A 20,936-nucleotide genomic window follows, 5' to 3' on the forward strand; every position below is an offset into this window, starting at 1 on the left:
ACTCATTAGTTCGTGTATATTCTTGTAGTATTTAAATTATTTTAACATATATTCGTTTTTCTAAATATATTTTAATTTCTATTTATTCGCTTGTCTAACTAGATAAAAACAAAAATTTCTTAGAATAAGCTTTGCACATTAGAATATATTTTTTATAAACTTATAATTTAAAGGAGATTATATGAATCACTTTGATTACAATAAGTGTGAAGATATAATAAAATTAATAGAAAAACATATCGAGGAGTTAAAACTAGTTCGAAATAGAATTAAAAGAAGTATCAATGATTCACAATATGGGAAACTTACCACAAAAACAAAGGAGCTTGAAAGCCTCCTTCACGACAACGATATCAAATTAATGACGTTAATTTTACTACAAGAGAAAATGAAAGAAGTAATTATTTCGAAGGATAAATTTCAAGCATAGTATTTCACGTGCTAGAAAGATACTCATAAATATCATATAATGTTTCAAAGCCTCTTTTCTGTACTTCCTCCATAAAAATGCTCCAAAGCTTTGCTGTTAAGAAGGCATCTCCCATAGCATGATGCCGGTTTTTTATTTCAATATTATGACTTATACAGTATTCATCTAATGTCTTTAATTCTGATTCAGGATATATAACACGTGATAAAAAAGATGTATCAATGATTCTGTTTCGAAATGGCGTCCTAAATAGTTTCCAGCTTTCATGCTGGAAGAACTTTTTTTCGTGATTCGAATGATGGGCCACTAAAGGTTGTTGTTGAATAAATTGGAAAAATCCCTTCAACACCTCTTCCCTGGAAGGTGCTGCAGCTAATTCATTTTCCTGTATTTTTGTTAATGTTTGTATTTCCTTTGGAATTGGTATTTCTGTATTTATTAGAGAATAATATGTTTGATGGTCGAAAATATTTGCCCCTTTCATATTAATAGCTCCAATGGAAAACATGACATCCCCTTTGTCTGGGTAAAAACCAGTTGTTTCTATATCTACAACTGTCACCTTTAATTCACTTAACGGAATTGTTAAGTGATTATTCGCTGCATCCTTTTCCATTCGCCGGATAACAGCCTTTTGCTGTAAGCTTTGACCTCCTTGTAATGCATTTATAACATTTGCATTGATTCTTCCCTGAACTTCCTTCATATATTGAAAAATAGAGTCAATCCTCATAGTAGCCTCCTTTTTCGAAGCAACCGTTCTACAGATTCATGCAAGTTTATCACATCCTTCATCATTCTTTTTATTAATCTTTTCTGGTCTTGATTTAACTTCTTTATATATAAAGAATTAGCATGACCATATATTGATTCAACCGACAATTCAATCCTTATCGCTAAAAGTTGTTCAAAGTATTGATGGCTTCTAGTTAATGGATTCTTCCATTCTGTAATTTCCATTAACGAATCCATCCGTTCTAATGTAGAGATGCTTGTCACTCTATATATTAGTGATAATAAACGAATGATATTAACATACGGTATATAAATTGTCTTTTTAATATCAATCATTTTACTGGTTGGAGAGGTTCTTTCGATTATAAATTGCCCTAAAGGATTCAACCCTTTTGGAATGTGTTGGATATTTGCCAATAATCTATGGATCAACAAGGGTTTATCGTATGTGTGGGTTAGAATCACTTGACTTAAATCCGAAAGAAAACTATTTTCACCAACGACTGCTCTTGCATCGAGGAAAATGTGCAAATATCTTAACGATTCCATATTCTCTTCTTCCATCCATAATATAAGCTGATTTTTCCACTCTGATAATGATTTGCACCACTTAGGATTAGAACTCATTACATTCCCATCACAATAAGAATATCCTACTTGTTCCATCCCATCTGTAATTTCTTTCCCTAAGCACTTAAAATAATTACCGCATCTCTCATCATGATTTTCATAGATTATTCCGTGATCCTGATCACTTGTTACACTTTGTTCAGAGCGTCCCGCACTCCCCATCACAAACCAGGTAAAGCGACAAGGCAGCTCTCCAATAGCTGCCTTCATTCGCCTACTTGCTATCTCTATTACTTTTCGCATTACTTTATCATGAAAATCATTTAACGCAGCGATATCAGATATAAAATTTACAATATTATTATCTTTCCAGGTTTTTAAATCTTTATAGGAGCAAAACTCCATATACTAAATCCACCTTTTCTTAGACATATGAATCCGTACTTATGAACTTAGTTTTTTATCACCTAAAAATTGTTCCGGATAACCATAACTGCCATGTTCACTCACATCCAGGCCGATAATCTCCTCTTCTTCTGAAACTCTTAATCCTTTCATTGCTTTTTTCATTATATACAGAATCACAAAGGAAACAATAAATGCATAAAGTCCGGAGACAAAGACACCCATGAACTGAACTCCTAATTGATGAAAGCCACCACCATAAAATAACCCTGGCGAACCAACTGTCGCCAATTTTTTAGTAGCAAAAAAACCAGTTGATAATGTACCCCATATCCCTGCTGTTCCGTGAACGGATAATGCAGAAATCGGATCATCAATATGAATTTTTTCGAAAAATCTCATACTATAGAAAACTAATATACCTGCTATAAAACCTATTATCACCGCAGCCCATGTAGTCACAAATGCACAGGAAGCTGTAATGGCAACCAAACCGGCAAGAGCTCCGTTTAATATAACAGTTACGTCTGATTTGCCTAGAACGAGCCATGAAATAATAAGGGCTGAAAAAGCTCCTGCTGCCGCTGCCAAATTGGTATTCAGTGCAACATAACCAAAAAAACCTCCATCCACGCTTAATGTACTCCCTGCATTAAATCCAAACCAGCCAACCCATAAAAGTAAGACCGAAAGTGCAGTATAAACTTGATTATGACCATAGATATTATTGGGAGAACCGTCTTTGTTGTATTTTCCAATTCGTGGTTTTAATAAAATAGTTGCAGCCAATGCAGCCATCGCACCTGTCAAATGTACGACCGTTGATCCAGCAAAATCCTGTTTCCCATGTTCTGCCAACCAACCTCCTCCCCAAATCCAATGCGCAATTACAGGGTATACAAGTGCGGAAAAAAATATGGAGAAAACAACATATGTGGATAATTTTGCACGTTCAGCAAACCCTCCAAACGCAATGGTTAATGAGATGGTCGCAAATGCAAGTTGAAACATGAAAAACACGGGTGTCGAAAGATTCATTCCTTTAATTTCATATCCTGAATAAAAAAAATGGGAAAGTCCGACAAAAAAATTTGCATGTTCACCAAAAATAAAAGCATATCCTACAGCCCAAAAAATCAAAGAGCCAATACCAAAAGTAAAAATGGTTTTTCCTGCAATATGACCTGCATTCTTCATTCGAGTAGAACCAGCCTCGAGTAATATAAATCCACCTTGCATAAGTATGACTAAAATCGCCCCTAAAATTACCCAAATACTGTTTATTAATGTTACTGTACTCATTCATATCCTCCTTTGAAATATTTTATAACTTATAATGTTATATTATCTAACATATATTAAAATTTTATCTGTTTTATGTAATTTGTCAATATGTTTTAAAAAAAATAAAATATTTATGTTATAAAAGTTAACATGAACATTTAAGGTCAGTGTATCCTATAAAAAACATAAAAAAGGATGTTCTCATTGGAACATCCTACATACTTACTTATTTTCTTGTATATTATTATTTTCCCTTTGATCAGTAGTATAGTCAAAGTCATTGCGATCTACAGGAGTGAAATTTTTTGGTGTGTAAAAACGTAGTAAATCATCATAGACTACTTTATCCGATAAGCTTAACATTGTTTTTGCCTCTTTGTCGCTAGCCTCACACTTATTACTATCCACTTCCGTACCATCGGGATTACTATAACACTTATTTCCAACTTGCGTATATTCGTTCGTAACGAAATCTCCATTTCGGAATGGAACTAACTGGTGATGCTTTTCAGATAATAAATCTGATCCGAATGAAATATAATCTTTCGTATCAATTCCAAGCAAATGCATGACAGTAGGTCTGACATCCACCTCACCACCATATGTGTGATCAATATGACCTTTTACACCAGGTACATGAATAAATAAAGGAACCCGTTGAAGTTGTGTGTAATCATATGGTGTAATTTCTTTTCCCATTACATTGGCCATTGCTCTATTATGATTTTCTGAAATTCCGTAATGATCTCCATATAAAACAATAATGGTATGATCATAAAGTCCGGATGTTTTCAATTCATTGAAAAATTGCTCCAGTGCCTGATCTAAGTAATGTGCAGTTTGAAAATAATTATCTACATATTTATCTCCGAAATTTCCCTTTGGAAAATCAGATTGTTCTCTGAGCACAAAAGGAAAATGATTGCTTAGGGTAATAAACTTTGTGTAGAACGGCTGAGGAAGACTTGTTAAATACGGCATAGATTCACGAAAGAATGGTTTATCCTCCATACCATAATTAATGGTATTTTCTTCGCTCATATCATAATAATTAGCATCAAAGAATTTCTGATATCCTAACGATTTATACATATCATCACGATTCCAAAAGCTCTTATAGTTTCCATGAAACACCGCAGTTGTATATCCTAATTGATTAAAGATTGCCGGTGCTGCCTGATACGTATTCTGCGCCTTTGTAGTGAACACAGCACCCTTCGGTAATGGAAACAGTGAATTCTCCATCATAAATTCTGCATCGGATGTCTTGCCCTGTCCGGTCTGATGAAAAAAGTTATCAAAATAAAATGTGTTTGGATCATGTGTTAACTTATTTAAAAATGGTGTTACCTCTTGACCATTCACCTTATAGTTAATAACAAAGTTTTGAAGTGATTCCATGGAAACATAAATCACATTCATTCCTTTCGCTGCACCAAAATACTTTGGATTTGGATCTGTATGTTTTGCCTTTACATAATTTTCAACATCCACAATATCACTGCTATCCGCAAACGCACGTTGTGCAGACGATTTTGTTGTTTGAATCGCATCATAAATCGTGTAATTATAAGCACCAATATATTTAACAAGATAATTTCTGTCAAAGGTACGTGTTAAAAGCTCAGGGCGATCCGCTTCTGCAAGACCAAGATTGACAATGAAAAAAGCTACTGCTGCTGCAAAAAATCCATATACCGTTCTTCGATCTATCTTTTCATAAGAAACCTTCACAAACTTAAACACTACTAAACCAATGATAATCAAGGTATCTAAGAAATATAAAACATCATGAATTTTCATTAAAGCCAGTGCGCTTCCGCCTAAATCTCCAAAATTCTTCGTTTGGTGAGTGATGACATCAATGGTAATAAAATCATTAAAGAACCTATAATAACAAACATTTGCATATAATAATATGGAGAGCAGGTGATTTATGATAATTAAACTAAGATAACGTATCCGACCTTTAAATATTAATGATATCGAAAAAAAGAACAGTGCCGAACTAATTGGATTAAAAAACAATAAAAATTGCTGCATTACATTTTGCAAATCTAAATTAAATTCTATCTTATAGACTATATATGTCTTAAACCAGAAAAGTACAGTAGCAATAAAAAGGAGTGAAAACTTTTTATTTAACAAACTACGAACTTTTAAGCCTAAATGTCGCATTACTATAAACCTCCTAATCGCCAATACGATGATTTCAAGGTCGTAAACACAAATATACTATTTTACTTCAATCATTTTAATACTTTCTAAAAAAAAATCAAGTACTTTAACCAAAAATAGTATTTCTAACCCACTTCTTTTTTACCCTAAACCACGCAAATTTAAACATTGAATAGCATTATTTTTTGCTAAATATTTCAAATTAGCTACCTATATGAAAGATTCATTCTGTGCCCTCAAAAGAATCTTTATAGTTTCATAATAAATAAAAAAGCCGCCATAAATGGCAGCTTTGATTTTAAAATTAAAGTTTTACAACGTTATCTGCTTGTGGTCCACGTTGACCTTCAACGATATTGAACTCTACTCGTTGACCTTCTTCTAATGTTTTGAAGCCTTCGCCAGTGATTGCACTGAAATGTACGAATACGTCGTTTCCGCCTTCTACTTCAATGAATCCAAATCCTTTTTCGCTGTTAAACCATTTTACTGTACCTTGTGTCATGTATAGACAACCTCCAAAAATTTTTTAATATGTTACTCATATTTACGCAGTAAATAAAAATTCACATATTATAAAGAGTATCCACACCAAAAAGTAGTTACTCTTTATAACATGTGAATCAAAAACTCCATAATTTTGAACGAATCAAAATGAAAATATATTTTGAACTGAGGTAAAAATTTTATTCAGTAAAACAAATTAGATGTTTCCAAAACAACGAAAGCCCTACCTCTCTTTCGTCCTTGCGACTCCGCTGATCGCGCCAGTTGAATTGATATTATCTTAAGCGGAAAAGGAAATCCTCGCAATAACTGTAAACTTATAATTTCTCTCTTATAATATAACATTTATCGGTAAATTGCAAGATAAAAACAATAAAGCCTTGTATATTATGTAAAATAATCATTTATTTTTTCTTATCGTATTTCAAACATAAATGGCATCCATCTAAGATAGACGCCATTTATCTTAACAATAAATATTTAATTTTTTCACACTTCCAAGAAGAGATTAATAGTTTTTTACCAGAATCCTCCCCAACCGCCATATCCATAACCGTAACCACCATATCCTCCGCCAATATAGGCGGCACCTACAATGATTAACAGAATAAACAGCACTACGATAAACGCAAATCCGCCTGCATAACCACCTACTGCGCCATCCATAGAATTACCTCCTTTTTTATAGTCACTTATACTGTATTCAAAAGGAGGTTGTTTGTCGTGTAAAATAATGAAATTGGGCTATATTGAACCAAAGTCTAATCTAAGTACAAGTCTATGGAATTCAACCCCTATAAAACTTATCGTTTACCTCTGCCTTCAAAATAATGAAAGGCAATCATACAAATCAAAATCCAAAATGCGCCAGCCAAATATCCCCCAATTACATCACTAGGATAATGGACTCCTAGATAAATTCTGCTTATTCCAATAATCAGAACAAGGACAATTCCGATTATCACACCGAGAATTTTTGCCCACATCCGATTATAAGCTTTAAAAAGAACGAATGCTAAGCTTCCATATAAAATCATCGATCCCATTGAATGTCCGCTCGGAAAGCTGTAGCCACTTTCCGCAATAATTGGTTGAATATCAGGTCTTGCCCGCTTAAACATTAATTTCAATATATGATTGAATCCCCCTGCACCTAATGCAACGGTTATAGCTAAGTACATCCCTAATAAGCGGTGACGGGTTATGTATAAAATAACACAAACGATAAATGTAATAAGTGCTACTCCCTTAACAGATCCAAAAAATGTAATCCATAGCATAATGGTTGTTAATTCACTAGATACATTACCTTGAATTAAATCAATAATTCTCCGGTCAAAATGACGAATTTGTGATCCATCAAAATTATTAGCTATAAGCAAAAATAGCCATGAGAATATCACCAGCAAAAAAAGAAGAATTATTCCTACCCAAATTTTTCGTTTTTTCATGCTTTCACCTCTATACTTCATCCTAACATAAAAAGACAATTGCATGATGAATTGTCTTTTTATTTTGTTTATCTTTTTGTTTATTGAGCTTTTTTCGTTCTTGTTGTTCTCCGTTTTGGCTTTGGTTTCTCCTCTGTTGTTCCTTTTGTTTTGTCTATGGATGCCTGTAGTGCTGCCATTAAATCGGTAACATTTGCAGCTTGTTTTTTCTCCTTAGGTGTAACAAGTTCTTTGCCAGTTCTTTTAGACTCGATTAATTCCATTAGTTTTGATCTGTATTCATCCGTATATTTTTCTGGTTCAAATGTCGTTGTCAGTTGATCTATAAGGAGAATGGCAGTATCAATTTCTTTCTTTGACACCTGATCTTCCGCAGGAACATTAGGGACATCTGCTGCATTTCTCACCTCATCCGGAAAGTGAATCGTTTCCATTAATAGAGTGTTTTCTAATACACGTATAACAGCTAACTGTTCCTTCGACCTCATGACAATTTTAGCAAGCCCAGCTTTTTTTGATTCAATAAGTGCTTTACGAAGTAAACCATATGCCTTTATTCCTCCTTCATTCGGCGACATATAGTAACTTCGATCATAATAAATAGGATCTATCTCTTCCATTTTGATAAAATCGATAATTTCTACTGCTTTTTCTTCCGTTGTTCTTTTTAGTTCATTTAACTCTTCTTCCTCTAAGATAACAAATTTTCCTTTTGCAATTTCATACCCTTTTACAATATCTCCCATAGATAATTCCTCTTCACATACCGGACACATTTTTTCATATTTAATTGGAGTGTGGCATTTTTTATGAAGGGATCTTAACTTAATGTCCTTATCTTCTGTTGCTGCATGTAATTTTATTGGGATATTTACTAGCCCAAAGCTAATACTTCCTTTCCATATCGTATGCATAAAAGCTCCCTCCCTTTTTCTTCTTACTTTTAATGTTTGTTCAATAGGTTATTTCATTCGTTAAAAGTTTTGGAAAAAAACAATGAAACAGGGAATACTATTTAAAAAGGGGGATATTTGCTTTGAAACCAATGCTTCCAACCTTAAAATCCACTCTTCCATCTAATGGTAATTGGGCTTTTGAAATTAAATATGATGGTTTTCGGGCTATGTTGGAGTGGAATGAAAAAAATCTATATTTATGGAGTCGTAATGAGGTTGATTTACTCCCACAATTCCCTGAAATAAAGGAATTCCTCCTTTCTCAAAGGGAAAAAATAAAAGATTACCTTCCAATTACACTAGATGGGGAATTAGTAATTTTAGAAAATCCTAATAAGGCCAATTTCGGACAATTACAAATTCGCGGACGTATGCGATCCAAAGAGAGGATTCTTGAAAAAGCTTATCTAAGACCTGCGCGCTATTTGGTTTTTGATCTTTTAAAAATTAAGGGAAATAGTATGATGAACATCCCATTTATGGATAGAAAAAGCAAACTTCAAACTATATTTGAACAAATGAATTTCCCTCTTCGCCCGTCAAACGGAGAGCCTGAATTGCTGCAATTAGTTCCATTTGAAAAAAAATTAGATGTTATATTAGAAAAAGCGTTTACCTTTGATAGTGAAGGTATTGTTGCTAAATTACTGGAAAGCAAATGGGAAATTGGAAAGAGAACAGAAACCTGGGTAAAAATCAAAAATTGGAAAAAAGTAAGTTGTTTTATAACAGCTTTCGACTCCAATAATGGCTACTATCATATTGGAGTATTTGATAAAGACAATATTATTCCTTTAGGCTTATTTTTATTTAGCATTTCTCCGGATCAGAAACAAGCTCTTAACCAGGTGATTAAGGAAAACGCATATGAAAATAATAAGGGTTTATTGAAAATTCACCCATCTATCTGTATTGAAGTCCAATATTTAGAATGGTATGAAGAAAGTTTAAGGGAACCTCATTTTCATCGGTTTCGTTTTGATCTTTCTCCCGAGGACTGCACATACGAACAATTTATCCTTAATAGAACAGCTATTCCAAAAGAAATAGAAATAACTCATCCTGATAAACCGCTTTGGGAAAACGAAATTTCAAAATTGGATTTTGTCTGTTATATGCGGAAAGTTTCTCCTTTAATGCTGCCTTTTCTAAAAAATCGTTCTTTAACTGTCATTCGTTTTCCGCACGGTATTTTTGATGAACCTTTTTACCAAAAGAACTGTCCAGATTATGCACCTTCTTTCATTGAAACATTTCGTCATGAAGGAATTGAATATATTGTTTGCAATGATTTAAGAACATTGATGTGGCTTGCAAATCAATTGGCCATTGAATTTCATATTCCCTTTCACGTAAATAAGAGCAAATTTGTCAGTGAAATTGTTTTTGATCTTGATCCCCCGTCTAGAAACGAATTTCGCTTGGCTGTAAAAGCAGCTCTAATGATGAAAGAAATATTCGATCAGTTAGATTTAATAAGCTTTGTAAAAACGTCTGGCAATAAAGGCTTGCAAATATATTTGCCGTTGCCGGAAGAAACCTATTCATGGGAAGAAACACGAGCATTTACAGAGTTTATAGCTCAATTTCTTATCACTAAGGAACCCAATTTATTTACAATAGAAAGATTGAAAAAACATCGAAACAATCGTTTATATATTGATTTTGTTCAACATGCAGAAGGAAAAACAATCATCGCACCTTATTCGATGCGAGGAAATAAAGAAGCATTGGTTGCAACCCCACTCTATTGGGAGGAAATACACGAAGGATTAAATCCAGAGTTATTTACCTTAGAGAGTGTTTTGCAACGTATAAATGAAATAGAATGTCCTTTTGCATCCTTTTTTGAAACAAAAAAAATCCAACCATTTGACCCTGTCTTACAATTTTTAAAGAAGCAACATTAAAAAAACCGGCAGTTTTCTCTGCCGGTTCAGGATGAAAATATTACTGGATCAATTATCTCTTTAACATGAGCCTCTAGCTGTTCATATCCTACTTGCTCTGCTGTATCTGTTTTTTGAACAACAGAAAAGTTTTCAGGATGTTTAAGATCAATACTAATCTCTGCATTATATAAATACGTAGCATTACCAATTAGATCAATCTTATACTCTTCCTTATTCTTATGAACAACACAACGAACCTTTCCACCATTAGTAAAGACTTCAATTCCTTTTTCAAATTCATTTAGTTCAAGTAAACATGAAATTAAAGAAGAAGCTGACATTGCAGTACCGCACGCATTGGTAAATCCGACACCTCGTTCATATGTCCGTACGTAGATCCTATCCTTCTGCATAAAGTGAACAAAGCTGACATTAACCCCATCCGGAAATAAATCATTAGGTCCATTTACATATTCTGCAATGTTTTTTTGTACATTACTACGAATAACTTCCGCATCTACATAAGTAATAAGATGCGGATTTGGAACAGCTACAGCAGAAAACAATAAATCTTGAGAGAGCTCAGAAACTTTTTCGTTAAATAACGTTTCTCTCGGTAGATTCATTGGAAGTTGATCTAATTGAAAAAGTACTGGAGATATTTCTACCTGATAGGTTGGAATCTGTTGAAAGATCGGTTCAGCCTTTTTGACATGCAAGTTGACTTTTAAGGTTTCTACTATTAGTTCATCCTTTTGTAATAGCTCACAAAGATAACGTCCAGCGCATCTTAATCCATTTCCGCACATAGAAGCCTCAGAGCCATCAGCATTAAAAATTCTCATCTTTGCATCAGCAACTTCACTTTTCATTACAAAAAGTATCCCATCCGCACCTAAAGAAGAATTTCGGTCGCACAATGCGAGAGCTATATTTTCACGATCAAGGTCTGTAAATGAATAAAAATTGGTTATTTCATCAATTAATATAAAATCATTATTCGATCCGTGGCACTTGATAAGTTGAATATTCACTATTGAAACCTCCATTTTGTTCCCCGCTACAAACTACTTGCTATTATTATTTATTTTAATATAACATTGCCACAAACTTTACCTATAATCAATGAAAAAACGCTAAAATTATGTTGATAAGTCTTCCGCTATAACTAATTCCGTCCAATTGCATGCATCCTTATAGATAGAAAAAAGGAGTTGTTGTGACATTCCTAACTCCTTCACATAAATGTCTACTTTGTCCCACTCAGCCTTCTCTATTGCAACCGTCAACTCCAAAACTAAACGCATATGATTAAACTTCCCATTTAACGCGTCACTAATTTCGTCTCCAAGTGATAGTTTGCTTAGTATTTTTTCCATCGGAACTGATAAAATAGTATCCATTAAAGAAAACATACCTACTAAAAAATAGCTGGAAGCCAGCAATTGATTTGGTTGCTTTAATGCAATCATTTCACACATTTTTGCTCTTGTTAAACATAGCCTTAAGACTTCTTCGGGCATATACTTTCGATATCCTGTATTTTCTCTAATTGCTAGTACATAAATCCATCTTTTAATTTCAATCAGCCCTAATAAAACAATCGCTTGGCGTATAGAATGTATTTTATGTTTTGGTCTATATGCTGGTGAATTAATAAGCTTTAATAATTTATAAGACAAGGAAAGATCCTGCTCTATTAATTTAGCTATTTGATCGATGCTCGGATCAGCCGCTGTCAAATAATTGATAATTTGAAAATAGGAACCAAAAGAAGCGGGAATGTCTTGAGTAGAAACTATGATTGGCTTGCTGAAAAAATAACCTTGAAAATAGCTGTAATTTCCTCGCTTTGCTTCTTCAAATTGTTCCCTTGTTTCCACTTTTTCCGCTAACAATTCAATATTAAATGCCTTCACGACTTTTTCTAAATTCCTTCTTTCAGACTTTGAAGTATTCAAATAATCAATTTTTACAATATCTACATATTCTAGTATTTGTTTGGCATAAAAGTTTTGATGTTGAAAAATAAAATCATCCAGTGCAATTTTATAGCCTAAGCTTTTTAATTCTTTACATATTTCTAGAAGCTCTTGTGACAGGGTAACGTTTTCAAGAATTTCAACAACGATTTCTTGCGGTCTAAAATATGTAGGAACTTTTTTCTTCAGAAGGTTTTCAGTAAAATTAATAAAACATGGTAAACCACATGATAAATCATCGATTCCTATATTTAGAAAACTATTGATTATAACTTCCGCAGTAGCCTGATCTCCATCAACATTTGGAAATTCATTTATATTATTTTGCCGATACAGCAATTCGTATCCGCAAACATCTTCTTTTATATTGAATATTGGCTGACGAGCAACATAAACTTCCATCATTACGCTCCTAACTTACCATACCTCTTAATTATATGTTTCTATTATTTAGATTACCAAACGAGTAGTCCACAAGTCTATAGTATACTAGTTTCTTTATCTATTATAAAAGAGAGCAATCCCTAAGGATTACTCTGATAAAAAACTATAAACTCTGCAAAATGAAATTTATTAAAAACAAACAGGAAATCACATATAGTGGCAAGGATACTTCCCTGGCTTTACCCATCGAGACCTTTAGTAAAGGATATAAGATAAATCCAATTGCAATTCCATCTGCAATACTATAAGTAAATGGTATCATTACAATGATTAAAATAGCAGGGAAAGCCTCTGAAAAATCCTTTAAGTCCATCGTCCGAATATTTAATGTCATCAAACCGCCAATTATAATTAGTATAGGCGCAATAGCATTATCTGGTATCCATTTCAAATATGGAATAAACAAAATAGAACTAAGGAATAGACATCCAGCGATGATAGATGTAAGACCTGTTCTTCCACCGGACTGAATAGCAGCAGTCGATTCCACTGCAGCAACTGTAGGGCTAGAGCCAAAAACACCTGATAACATAGCTGAAATTCCATTGGACTGTAAAACGCGTTTAAACTTCTCCGGACTTCCCGAAAGACTTGTTTGGCTATGTGCAAGACCAATGGTCTCAAATACTAGAACCATAGTTAAAGAAAAAACCGAAACCCAAAACGAAAATGACTGTATTTTATGGAACGATAATTCTGCAAAAACCAAACGATATTCACCTAGGGAAAATGCCCCATTATGATGATGCGGAATAAGTCCGAATAAAAAGCCTAACATAGTACCAAACAATATACTAATCAAAAAATGACCTTTTACATTCCGTAAATATAATATGATGGTAACCATAAACGTAATAATAGTTGCCAAGACTTTAATATCGCTTAAGTCCCCTAAAGCAATAAGGGATGAGCCACCTCTAACAACAATGCCTCCCTTTTCTAGTCCGATGAGCATGAGAAACAATCCAAGTCCTATCGAAATAGCATCCTTTAAAACCTGCGGAATAGCCGTATTCAACAATTTCGCAAGTTTTGTAATGGTAATTATGATGAAAATAATCCCTGACACAAAGACAATTCCTAGTGCTTCCTGCCATGTAAATCCCTTTGATTGGACAATGGTGTATGTAAATAACGCATTTATTCCCATGCCAGGAACTAAAATAATTGGCGCATTTGCCCAAAATCCCATTAATAAGCACCCTATAAAGGAAACTAATATTGTCGCGATTACTGCGCCTTGAAATGGTATCCCAGCCTCGGATAATATCATAGAATTAACCGCAATAATATATAGCACAGTAAGGAAGCCAATAACACCAGCGATCATTTCTTGGCGAATAGTTGTCTTATGTTCCATCATATTAAACAATCGAAGCTTTTTCATTTTTTTACCTTATTAAATTGTCCCTCTCCCATCCCGCTTTCCATGTGATATACATGTAAGCCACAGGTTTACATTATAATAAAATAATCTGAACTTTACAATAAGATTTACATTCAAGCAGATAATTTCCTGCATTCTTCAGCACATTGAAAACAAATTTCTGCACATTTTTGACAATGTTCATGATCATGTTTCTTGCATTCATTTCCACATAGTTCACAAATGTTAGCACAGACGCCACAAATATCTTTCACAAAAATACTGCTCCTTTGCATGGCAGCGATAGCCAAACTGCAAAAATCTGCACATTCTCTAGTCAGTTCAATACTTTTTGTCAGCTTTTCAGGATGTTCTTCTTTTAAACAAGCATGAAAACAAATATTACATGCTTCAAGACAATTAAAACCGGCTTCTAGACATGCTTTGTAGTTTGCATTCATTAGCGAATCCTCCAACTCAATAAGTATATGAGTTATTATGAAGCCTTTGTTATCATTTCATACGTAATTTGCCACTTTGTTATTGATTATTAAATATCAAAATAAGCAGACCATAAATGATAATTTGATCGGTCTCAATTACTTCCTCTTTAAAAGAAAGTATAGGTGTATTTGGGGAAAAATATCGTTGCCATTTTATCGGCATCCAACCATTTTCAATTATTGCAATCGTTTTATTATTTTTTGTTACCACCATCTTATGTGCTGATACATGAATAAGTATCCTATCTCCATCTGCATCGAACGTTAGTTTATTTCTTTTTCTTTCTTTTAATTGAATGATGGATTTCAGATTCGTAAGAGTAGTTATTTCAATATTTCCTTGGCGATGCAATACTTTCATCTTAGCCATTACCAATCCATCTCTTTTCTTAAATTGGTAGAACTTTGATTCGTTTCTTCCTATTTTAATTGGAGAGTACCATTTCCGTAGATTTATTTTTTCTTCCTTGATCTCATACTCACATATCCCATTACTTTTAAAAAATTTAATACTTAGACTAGGGGCAGGTAAAAACAGCATCATTTGTTCATTAGAATTTATAATCTTCAATTTTCTATCTTTTGATATGTCTCTAAGGTGATCCCCTCTGAAACTGAAGTATGCATATCTAACAAAAAAATAGACTAATAGCATGATTACCCCTGTTGTAATCCATTTAAATAAAAAGGGAAACCCTACTGAGCCAAATAAAAATAAACATCCTATTAAAAATAATCCAACTAGAATAACCTGATTTAAATAGATCCTTGACATAACGGAATAATATTCTTTTATATTCATGTCTAATTCACCCTATTTGTAGATTCTCTCTAGTATATGTTTCTATCTATCTTTTCATGATTCCAGATTTTTAATTTAATATAATGAAAACGATATCATCCTGAACATAAAAAAACCTCTATTAATTAGAGGATTTTTTTATCTTAGGAAGCGAATAACCAATGGAATTTGGTACCGTTCTCCTTCGTATGATTTTACTGCTGCAATTATCGTAAAGAGGAAAACAAGAATGCCAATAATGCCTAGTAATATTCCACCAATTAAAATAATCACGAGCAATAGACTGATTAGACTATAAATAGAATAAGAAATAAGAAAGTTGAAATATTCCTTACCATGATAATCAATGAATGCGGACTCCTCTTTCTTAAGCAGCCAAATAATTAACGGTCCGATAAAAACAGTAAAAAAACTTGAAATATAAATTAATGTTGCCAAAAGCCTTTCATCTTTAGATGCCATTTTCATTCCCCCTGAATCTAATCATCTCTATAGCATATACGATGAGGAAAGAAAAAAGATACATAATTTATTCTTTTCTTTTTTTGGACATCCTCAAACATGTTTTGCATATCATTTAATATGTTGTCCTTTTAGGAAATTTTTCATTGAAGGAGTATGGATATGCTGTCGAATATACAAGCTTTTATCTTAGGAATCATTCAAGGACTTACAGAATTTCTGCCCATTTCAAGTACGGGACACTTATTTATCGGCCGGCATCTATTTGGCTTGGATGAAGCAGGCCTATTCTTAGATACGATGCTCCATGTTGGTACCTTACTCGCAGTTCTAGTTGTTTATAAGGATGATCTCTTTCATATTATAAGACACCCTTTTAGTAAACTTACCAAAATCATGATTGTTGGAACAATCCCAGCCGTTATTGCAGGATTTTTATTTAAAGATTTTTTTGATTCCATCTCCAAATCAGGAAGTACCATCGGATGGGAATTTTTAGCAACAGGTTGCATTTTATGGTGGGCCGAGAGTGCCAAGAAACAAGGTCATAAGAAACTCGAAAATATTAGTTATTCAGATGCCCTAGTAATTGGAACATTTCAAGCTGCCGCAATTTTCCCAGCCCTGTCCAGATCTGGGTTAACGATTGCAGCAGGTCTGTTGCGAAAATTGGACAGAGAAACGGCTGCTTATTTTTCTTTCTTATTATCCACTCCAGCTATTTTTGGGGGCATCATTTTACAGGGGAAAGATATTTTCACTGGACAAGCAGAAAGTATCACTCTCATGAGTCTTCTGTTTGGAACGATTGCATCTGCTATATTCGGTTATATTGCAATTGTGGGAATGATTAACTATCTGAAAAAGAAATCTCTAAAAATATTTGCCTATTATGTATGGTTTCTAGGTTTTGGTATCATTGCTCTCCAGACTATTGGAATTTTTTAGTGGAGTTGAGAAAGATGAATCATGAATGGATTGTAAATGCATTGGAACAGTTAGGAAACCTCGGATTTTTCGGAATTGCACTTGCCTTAATGATAGAAGTGATCCCGAGTGAACTTGTACTTGCTTATGGCGGCTTTTTAATTGCAAAAGGGGAGCTATCTTTTATTAGTGCCACGATTGCTGGAATAGTTGGCGGGACCATAGCACAAGTATTTTTATACTGGCTTGGATACTATGGCGGCAGACCTTTCTTTGAGAAATATGGAAAGTTCTTATTAATTAAGAAAAAGCATTTAGACGCATCGGAAAGATGGTTTCAAAAATATGGTACTATTGTGATTTTCACCGCAAGATTTATACCCATTGTTCGTCACGCGATTTCTATTCCAGCAGGAATAGCGAAAATGAAATTTTCCCAATTTATCCTTTACACAACTACTGCAATGCTCCCTTGGACAATCCTTTTTTTATTGCTTGGTATTCAATTAAATAATCATTGGGAACAAATTAGCGATGTTGCGGGTGATTACATAAAACCTATTATTATTATTGCCATAATTATATTAAGTTTGTATTTTTTGATTCATTACGCAAAAAGTAAAAAAAAATAAATGTCGAGGTTAGTAAAAATTGGTCATAAAATATTAATATTTATCCTATTTTCATTTGAGAAGTTTTATTGTAATATACAAAAAGAAAGTAAAAATTTATTATGTTTCATTAACTATGTTAAAGCAAAAGGAGTTTTTTCAAAGTAGATAATTACCTTAAGAATCATTCTTTAAGGTATTTAAAAGTAAAATATAACTTTTTGATGTTTTACATCAATTAGGGAAGGCAAATGGTGCGCCACCAGCTAACGTTTAGACTGGTTCTAGTGGGTTCGATTCCCACCCCGAAATTTTTTAGGCAATTTTAAAAAATTTCGAGGGTGGGTCTTCACTTCTTTAGGAGGACTGCCCTCTTTGGAGGGATATCGATGCTCAAGAAACGAGATCTAAACGGGCAAGAAAATTCTTGTTTATTTGAACTTATGACGCACCCTGATGTCTTCCCTTTCGTTCGCCACAAAGCATATTCACATGATGAATTCCTTTTTTTAACTAAGCAGACGATTGAGGCAGAAGAACGTGGAGAATTAATTTCCAGAACAATTTTAGATGAATGGGGAAGCCCGATAGGAACGATTAATTTATTTGATATAAAAGACAATGCAGGTTTTTTAGGAACATGGATTGGCAAACCATATCACGGAAAAGGCTATAATCAGCTCGCTAAAAATGATTTCTTTCAGGAATTATTTTATGAATTAGGGATTGAGACTATTTTTATGCGTATCCGAAAAGAGAATGTACGCTCCCTAAGGGCAGCTGAAAAACTTCCATATGTAGTCAAAGCAAATGAAACGAGAAAATGTATATTCAATCAATTAAATGATAAAGAATATATTTACGATTTATATGAAATATCTAAGGACCAATACTCCCTTTATTTAATGAGAAATGATGAATTACAAGAAGAACAAGCATTAGAAGCATAAAAACTCGCCTGTTAGTGAAGTGAACCAAAAGAGTTAGACAAATATATATTTTAAACAGCATATTAGACCTGAGTCCGGCATTTTACTGGACTCAGGTCTTTTAACTTTTTCTTTATACATACTTGATCTGAATGAAAGATTAACTCATCCTCTGGATTTAAAACCCCTAAAGCTTGTTCAAGCATATCTCCTTACTAAATCAAAAGTGGGGCGATATAAGAGATGACCTCACTATTGAACAAATCAAGAATAGGAGGTAGATAGAGTTTTTGCCCAAAATGGCTGAATTCTGTAACATCTGTTACCCATTTCCGTTTAGGTCTGTTGGCATGGAAATCCCTATTTAGAACATTAGGCGCAACTCTCCCTACATTTCCGCGATAGGACTTTTATTTCTTCATTCAGACCTGGCACTTAAAATCCCCCTCTGGTTCATTAGCTTAAGGACAGTCTTTGGGTCAAGAATCAATCCTTTTTTATCAAGCTCTTTTTTATTCTTCGGTGTCTTATAATGACCTTTATGTTGAGGATATATTTCTTGTATTACTTCTTTCACCTTTGTATATTTATCGGGGCAATCCATATGTTTTGTCCAATAATAATATGTGTTTCTTTTGATACGCGCCATCTTGATCAGCTCAGCGCTTCTATATTCATTCCTTAGTTCAAAAATTACTTGCGTTTTGAGTTTTGTTGTAATTTTTGCTGCTCTCAAACTAAGGCATTCAACTTTTTTATATCTAAATTTGCCATAAAAAAACTGCACCAAAATTGTTTAGTTTTGTGTCTAACAATTTTGGTACAGTTCATTAATTGGCGAGTTTTTATTTATTTACTTTTTCATTATAAAGATTTCTAATTACCCATGTTTTGTATTTCTCTAGCTTTTTTCGTTCAACAGGGTGGTAACGCACACCCATTTGTTTTAATTCTTGAACATACCAGCCTTTTGAATATTTGTATGCCATCCCCTATCTCCTCCTCATTAGCTTGTCCAATATCACTATATGAGCAAGAAAAAAATATATTACTTACATTTGCAAATGATTATGTTATAATGGATAAATTCATTTTATATGAGGTACAAACGATGAAACAGACATTTACGACAAAAGGAAAGCTTATCCAATTAATAACCATTCTTATACCGATTCTTTTCACGCAATTAGCTATGTACTCTATGAATTTCTTTGACACGATGATGTCAGGTAAGTATTCGAAGACTGATCTTGCAGGTGTTGCAATCGGCTCGTCTTTGTGGGTTCCAGTCTTTACTGGACTTAGTGGCATTTTACTTTCTATCACACCAATAATTGCTCATCTTGTTGGTGGCAAGAAAAATAAGGATGTCGCCTTTTCTGTTATTCAGGGTATTTACGCTGCTATATTCCTTGCCATTATCATTTTAGTTATCGGAAGCTTTGCACTTAAACCTATATTACAGCAAATGAATTTAGAAGCTCATGTTAGAAATGTGGCAAAGTATTATTTAGTAGCTCTTTCTTTCGGCATTATTCCTTTATTTATTTATAATGTTTTAAGATCCTTTATGGATGCATTAGGAATGACAAGAGTTACGATGATTATCACGTTGCTCTCTCTTCCCATCAATGTTGCATTGAATTTTTTATTTATTTTCGGAAATGCAGGCATGCCTAAGCTTGGTGGAGTTGGTTCTGGTGTCGCATCGGCTATTACATACTGGCTCATAATGTTTATAGCATTCGCTGTAATCCATTTTCAAAAACCATTCTCAAGTTTTATGATTTTTAAAAAATGGTATCCGGTATCTTTTAAAAAATGGAAAGAAATTTTTGTGTTAGGAATCCCAATTGGTCTCTCCACATTCTTTGAAACCAGTATTTTTGCGGCTGTTACATTAGTTATGGCGAAATATGGTACAAATATTATTGCAGCACATCAAATTGCGATTAATTTCTCTTCGCTTTTATATATGATTCCATTAAGCATTTCAATGGCAATGACCATCGTTATCGGGTATGAAGTTGGCGCAGAACGATTCGATGATGCTCGACAGTACAGTAAACTCGGTATTAGTATTGCGGTTGTAATGGCATTTATATTAGGAATACTATTACTTACAAACAATGAGCTCGTCGCTAAAGTATATAGCAATGATATAAAGGTTATTGCTTTAACGACTCATTTCTTATTATATGCAGTATTTTTTCAATTGTCAGATGCCATCCAAGCACCTGTCCAAGGAGCACTTAGAGGATATAAGGATGTTAACGTTACCTTTATTATGGCTTTCATTTCTTATTGGATAATAGGATTGCCTTTTGGGTATGTCATTGCAAACTATACAAACTTTGGGCCATACGGATATTGGCTCGGTCTTATCACAGGGCTAGCAGTAGGTGCTATTACCCTATCCTTACGATTATTTTATGTACTGAGAAAAAAAGGAAAAACTAGAATAGGATTACAATAAAACGTAAAGACCATGGAGCATACCAT

General features: G+C 33.6%; 21 protein-coding genes and 1 pseudogene. 6 read left to right on the forward strand and 16 right to left on the reverse strand.

Annotated elements, in window-relative coordinates:
• Positions 1 to 181 precede the first annotated feature (181 nt).
• Positions 182 to 430, forward strand: coding sequence for a hypothetical protein (locus CWO92_RS05305; RefSeq protein ID WP_101353168.1), 249 nt, complete (start codon positions 182 to 184; stop codon positions 428 to 430).
• A 4-nt stretch (positions 431 to 434) separates the two neighbouring features.
• On the opposite strand, the gene CWO92_RS05310 is transcribed toward CWO92_RS05305, so the two are convergent.
• The 8 genes and pseudogenes from CWO92_RS05310 to ku all read right to left on the reverse strand — a co-directional run bounded on the left by CWO92_RS05310 (position 435) and on the right by ku (position 8,474).
• Positions 435 to 1,163 carry an exonuclease domain-containing protein gene (locus CWO92_RS05310; protein WP_101353169.1) on the reverse strand — a complete coding sequence of 243 codons (729 nt, stop codon included), beginning with the start codon at positions 1,161 to 1,163 and terminating at the stop codon, positions 435 to 437.
• Positions 1,160 to 2,140, reverse strand: a complete 981-nt coding sequence (locus CWO92_RS05315) for a DUF294 nucleotidyltransferase-like domain-containing protein (RefSeq protein ID WP_101353170.1) — start codon at positions 2,138 to 2,140, stop codon at positions 1,160 to 1,162. The genes CWO92_RS05310 and CWO92_RS05315 overlap by 4 nt, the downstream gene beginning before the upstream one ends.
• 39 nt (positions 2,141 to 2,179) lie before the next feature.
• Positions 2,180 to 3,442 carry an ammonium transporter gene (locus CWO92_RS05320; RefSeq protein ID WP_101353171.1) on the reverse strand — a complete coding sequence of 421 codons (1,263 nt, stop codon included), beginning with the start codon at positions 3,440 to 3,442 and terminating at the stop codon, positions 2,180 to 2,182.
• A 204-nt stretch (positions 3,443 to 3,646) separates the two neighbouring features.
• Positions 3,647 to 5,602, reverse strand: a complete 1,956-nt coding sequence (ltaS, locus tag CWO92_RS05325; RefSeq protein WP_101353172.1) for a lipoteichoic acid synthase — start codon at positions 5,600 to 5,602, stop codon at positions 3,647 to 3,649.
• 304 nt (positions 5,603 to 5,906) lie between these two features.
• Positions 5,907 to 6,107 carry a cold-shock protein gene (locus tag CWO92_RS05330; RefSeq protein WP_055739531.1) on the reverse strand — a complete coding sequence of 67 codons (201 nt, stop codon included), beginning with the start codon at positions 6,105 to 6,107 and terminating at the stop codon, positions 5,907 to 5,909.
• 578 nt (positions 6,108 to 6,685) lie between these two features.
• Positions 6,686 to 6,775, reverse strand: a pseudogene (locus CWO92_RS25925) (YjcZ family sporulation protein); the annotation flags it as partial.
• 137 nt (positions 6,776 to 6,912) lie between these two features.
• Positions 6,913 to 7,560: a phosphatase PAP2 family protein gene (locus CWO92_RS05340; RefSeq protein ID WP_101353174.1), complete on the reverse strand. Its 648-nt coding sequence runs from the start codon at positions 7,558 to 7,560 to the stop codon at positions 6,913 to 6,915.
• A gap of 80 nt (positions 7,561 to 7,640) precedes the next feature.
• Positions 7,641 to 8,474 (reverse strand): non-homologous end joining protein Ku, encoded by an 834-nt coding sequence (gene ku / locus CWO92_RS05345; RefSeq protein WP_101353175.1) that lies wholly within the window; start codon positions 8,472 to 8,474, stop codon positions 7,641 to 7,643.
• Positions 8,475 to 8,596: 122 nt separating this feature from the next.
• Between ku and CWO92_RS05350 the strand changes: the two genes are divergently transcribed.
• Complete coding sequence (locus CWO92_RS05350) at positions 8,597 to 10,426, forward strand: DNA ligase D (protein WP_101353176.1); 1,830 nt, start codon at positions 8,597 to 8,599, stop codon at positions 10,424 to 10,426.
• A gap of 26 nt (positions 10,427 to 10,452) precedes the next feature.
• Here CWO92_RS05350 and dapF read toward each other — a convergent pair whose 3' ends face one another.
• The 6 genes from dapF to CWO92_RS05380 all read right to left on the reverse strand — a co-directional run bounded on the left by dapF (position 10,453) and on the right by CWO92_RS05380 (position 15,967).
• Positions 10,453 to 11,442, reverse strand: coding sequence for a diaminopimelate epimerase (gene dapF, locus CWO92_RS05355; RefSeq protein ID WP_101353177.1), 990 nt, complete (start codon positions 11,440 to 11,442; stop codon positions 10,453 to 10,455).
• Positions 11,443 to 11,550: 108 nt separating this feature from the next.
• Entirely contained in the window at positions 11,551 to 12,792 is a 1,242-nt protein-coding gene (locus CWO92_RS05360) for an EAL and HDOD domain-containing protein (protein ID WP_101353178.1), read from the reverse strand.
• Between the two features lie 145 nt (positions 12,793 to 12,937).
• Complete coding sequence (locus tag CWO92_RS05365; RefSeq protein WP_101353179.1) at positions 12,938 to 14,221, reverse strand: NCS2 family permease; 1,284 nt, start codon at positions 14,219 to 14,221, stop codon at positions 12,938 to 12,940.
• Positions 14,222 to 14,334: 113 nt separating this feature from the next.
• Entirely contained in the window at positions 14,335 to 14,661 is a 327-nt protein-coding gene (locus CWO92_RS05370; RefSeq protein WP_101353180.1) for a four-helix bundle copper-binding protein, read from the reverse strand.
• Between the two features lie 79 nt (positions 14,662 to 14,740).
• Positions 14,741 to 15,505 carry a hypothetical protein gene (locus CWO92_RS05375; RefSeq protein WP_101353181.1) on the reverse strand — a complete coding sequence of 255 codons (765 nt, stop codon included), beginning with the start codon at positions 15,503 to 15,505 and terminating at the stop codon, positions 14,741 to 14,743.
• Positions 15,506 to 15,643: 138 nt separating this feature from the next.
• The gene (locus tag CWO92_RS05380) at positions 15,644 to 15,967 is read right to left on the reverse strand and encodes a DUF4870 domain-containing protein (RefSeq protein WP_199256890.1); all 324 of its coding nucleotides are present in this window, start codon (positions 15,965 to 15,967) and stop codon (positions 15,644 to 15,646) included.
• Between the two features lie 165 nt (positions 15,968 to 16,132).
• On the opposite strand from CWO92_RS05380, the gene CWO92_RS05385 reads away from it, so the two are divergent.
• From CWO92_RS05385 to CWO92_RS05395, 3 genes are all read left to right on the forward strand, one after another.
• On the forward strand, positions 16,133 to 16,915 hold the full coding sequence (locus CWO92_RS05385; RefSeq protein ID WP_165786625.1) for an undecaprenyl-diphosphate phosphatase: 783 nt from the start codon (positions 16,133 to 16,135) through the stop codon (positions 16,913 to 16,915).
• A gap of 14 nt (positions 16,916 to 16,929) precedes the next feature.
• The gene (gene uptA, locus CWO92_RS05390; protein WP_101353184.1) at positions 16,930 to 17,526 is read left to right on the forward strand and encodes an undecaprenyl phosphate transporter UptA; all 597 of its coding nucleotides are present in this window, start codon (positions 16,930 to 16,932) and stop codon (positions 17,524 to 17,526) included.
• 368 nt (positions 17,527 to 17,894) lie between these two features.
• On the forward strand, positions 17,895 to 18,455 hold the full coding sequence (locus tag CWO92_RS05395) for a GNAT family N-acetyltransferase (protein WP_101353185.1): 561 nt from the start codon (positions 17,895 to 17,897) through the stop codon (positions 18,453 to 18,455).
• Positions 18,456 to 18,852: 397 nt separating this feature from the next.
• Here the strand turns inward: CWO92_RS05395 and CWO92_RS05400 are convergent, their stop codons facing one another.
• Together CWO92_RS05400 and CWO92_RS05405 are read right to left on the reverse strand one after the other, a co-directional pair.
• The gene (locus CWO92_RS05400; RefSeq protein ID WP_101353186.1) at positions 18,853 to 19,170 is read right to left on the reverse strand and encodes an IS3 family transposase; all 318 of its coding nucleotides are present in this window, start codon (positions 19,168 to 19,170) and stop codon (positions 18,853 to 18,855) included.
• Between the two features lie 109 nt (positions 19,171 to 19,279).
• Positions 19,280 to 19,423: a DUF2639 domain-containing protein gene (locus CWO92_RS05405; protein ID WP_101353187.1), complete on the reverse strand. Its 144-nt coding sequence runs from the start codon at positions 19,421 to 19,423 to the stop codon at positions 19,280 to 19,282.
• A gap of 122 nt (positions 19,424 to 19,545) precedes the next feature.
• Between CWO92_RS05405 and CWO92_RS05410 the strand changes: the two genes are divergently transcribed.
• Entirely contained in the window at positions 19,546 to 20,910 is a 1,365-nt protein-coding gene (locus tag CWO92_RS05410) for an MATE family efflux transporter (RefSeq protein WP_101353504.1), read from the forward strand.
• Positions 20,911 to 20,936 lie beyond the last annotated feature (26 nt).

Origin of the sequence: Heyndrickxia camelliae, from assembly GCF_002844575.1 — a bacterium.
GTDB classification, from domain to species: Bacteria; Bacillota; Bacilli; order Bacillales; family Bacillaceae_C; genus Margalitia; species Margalitia camelliae.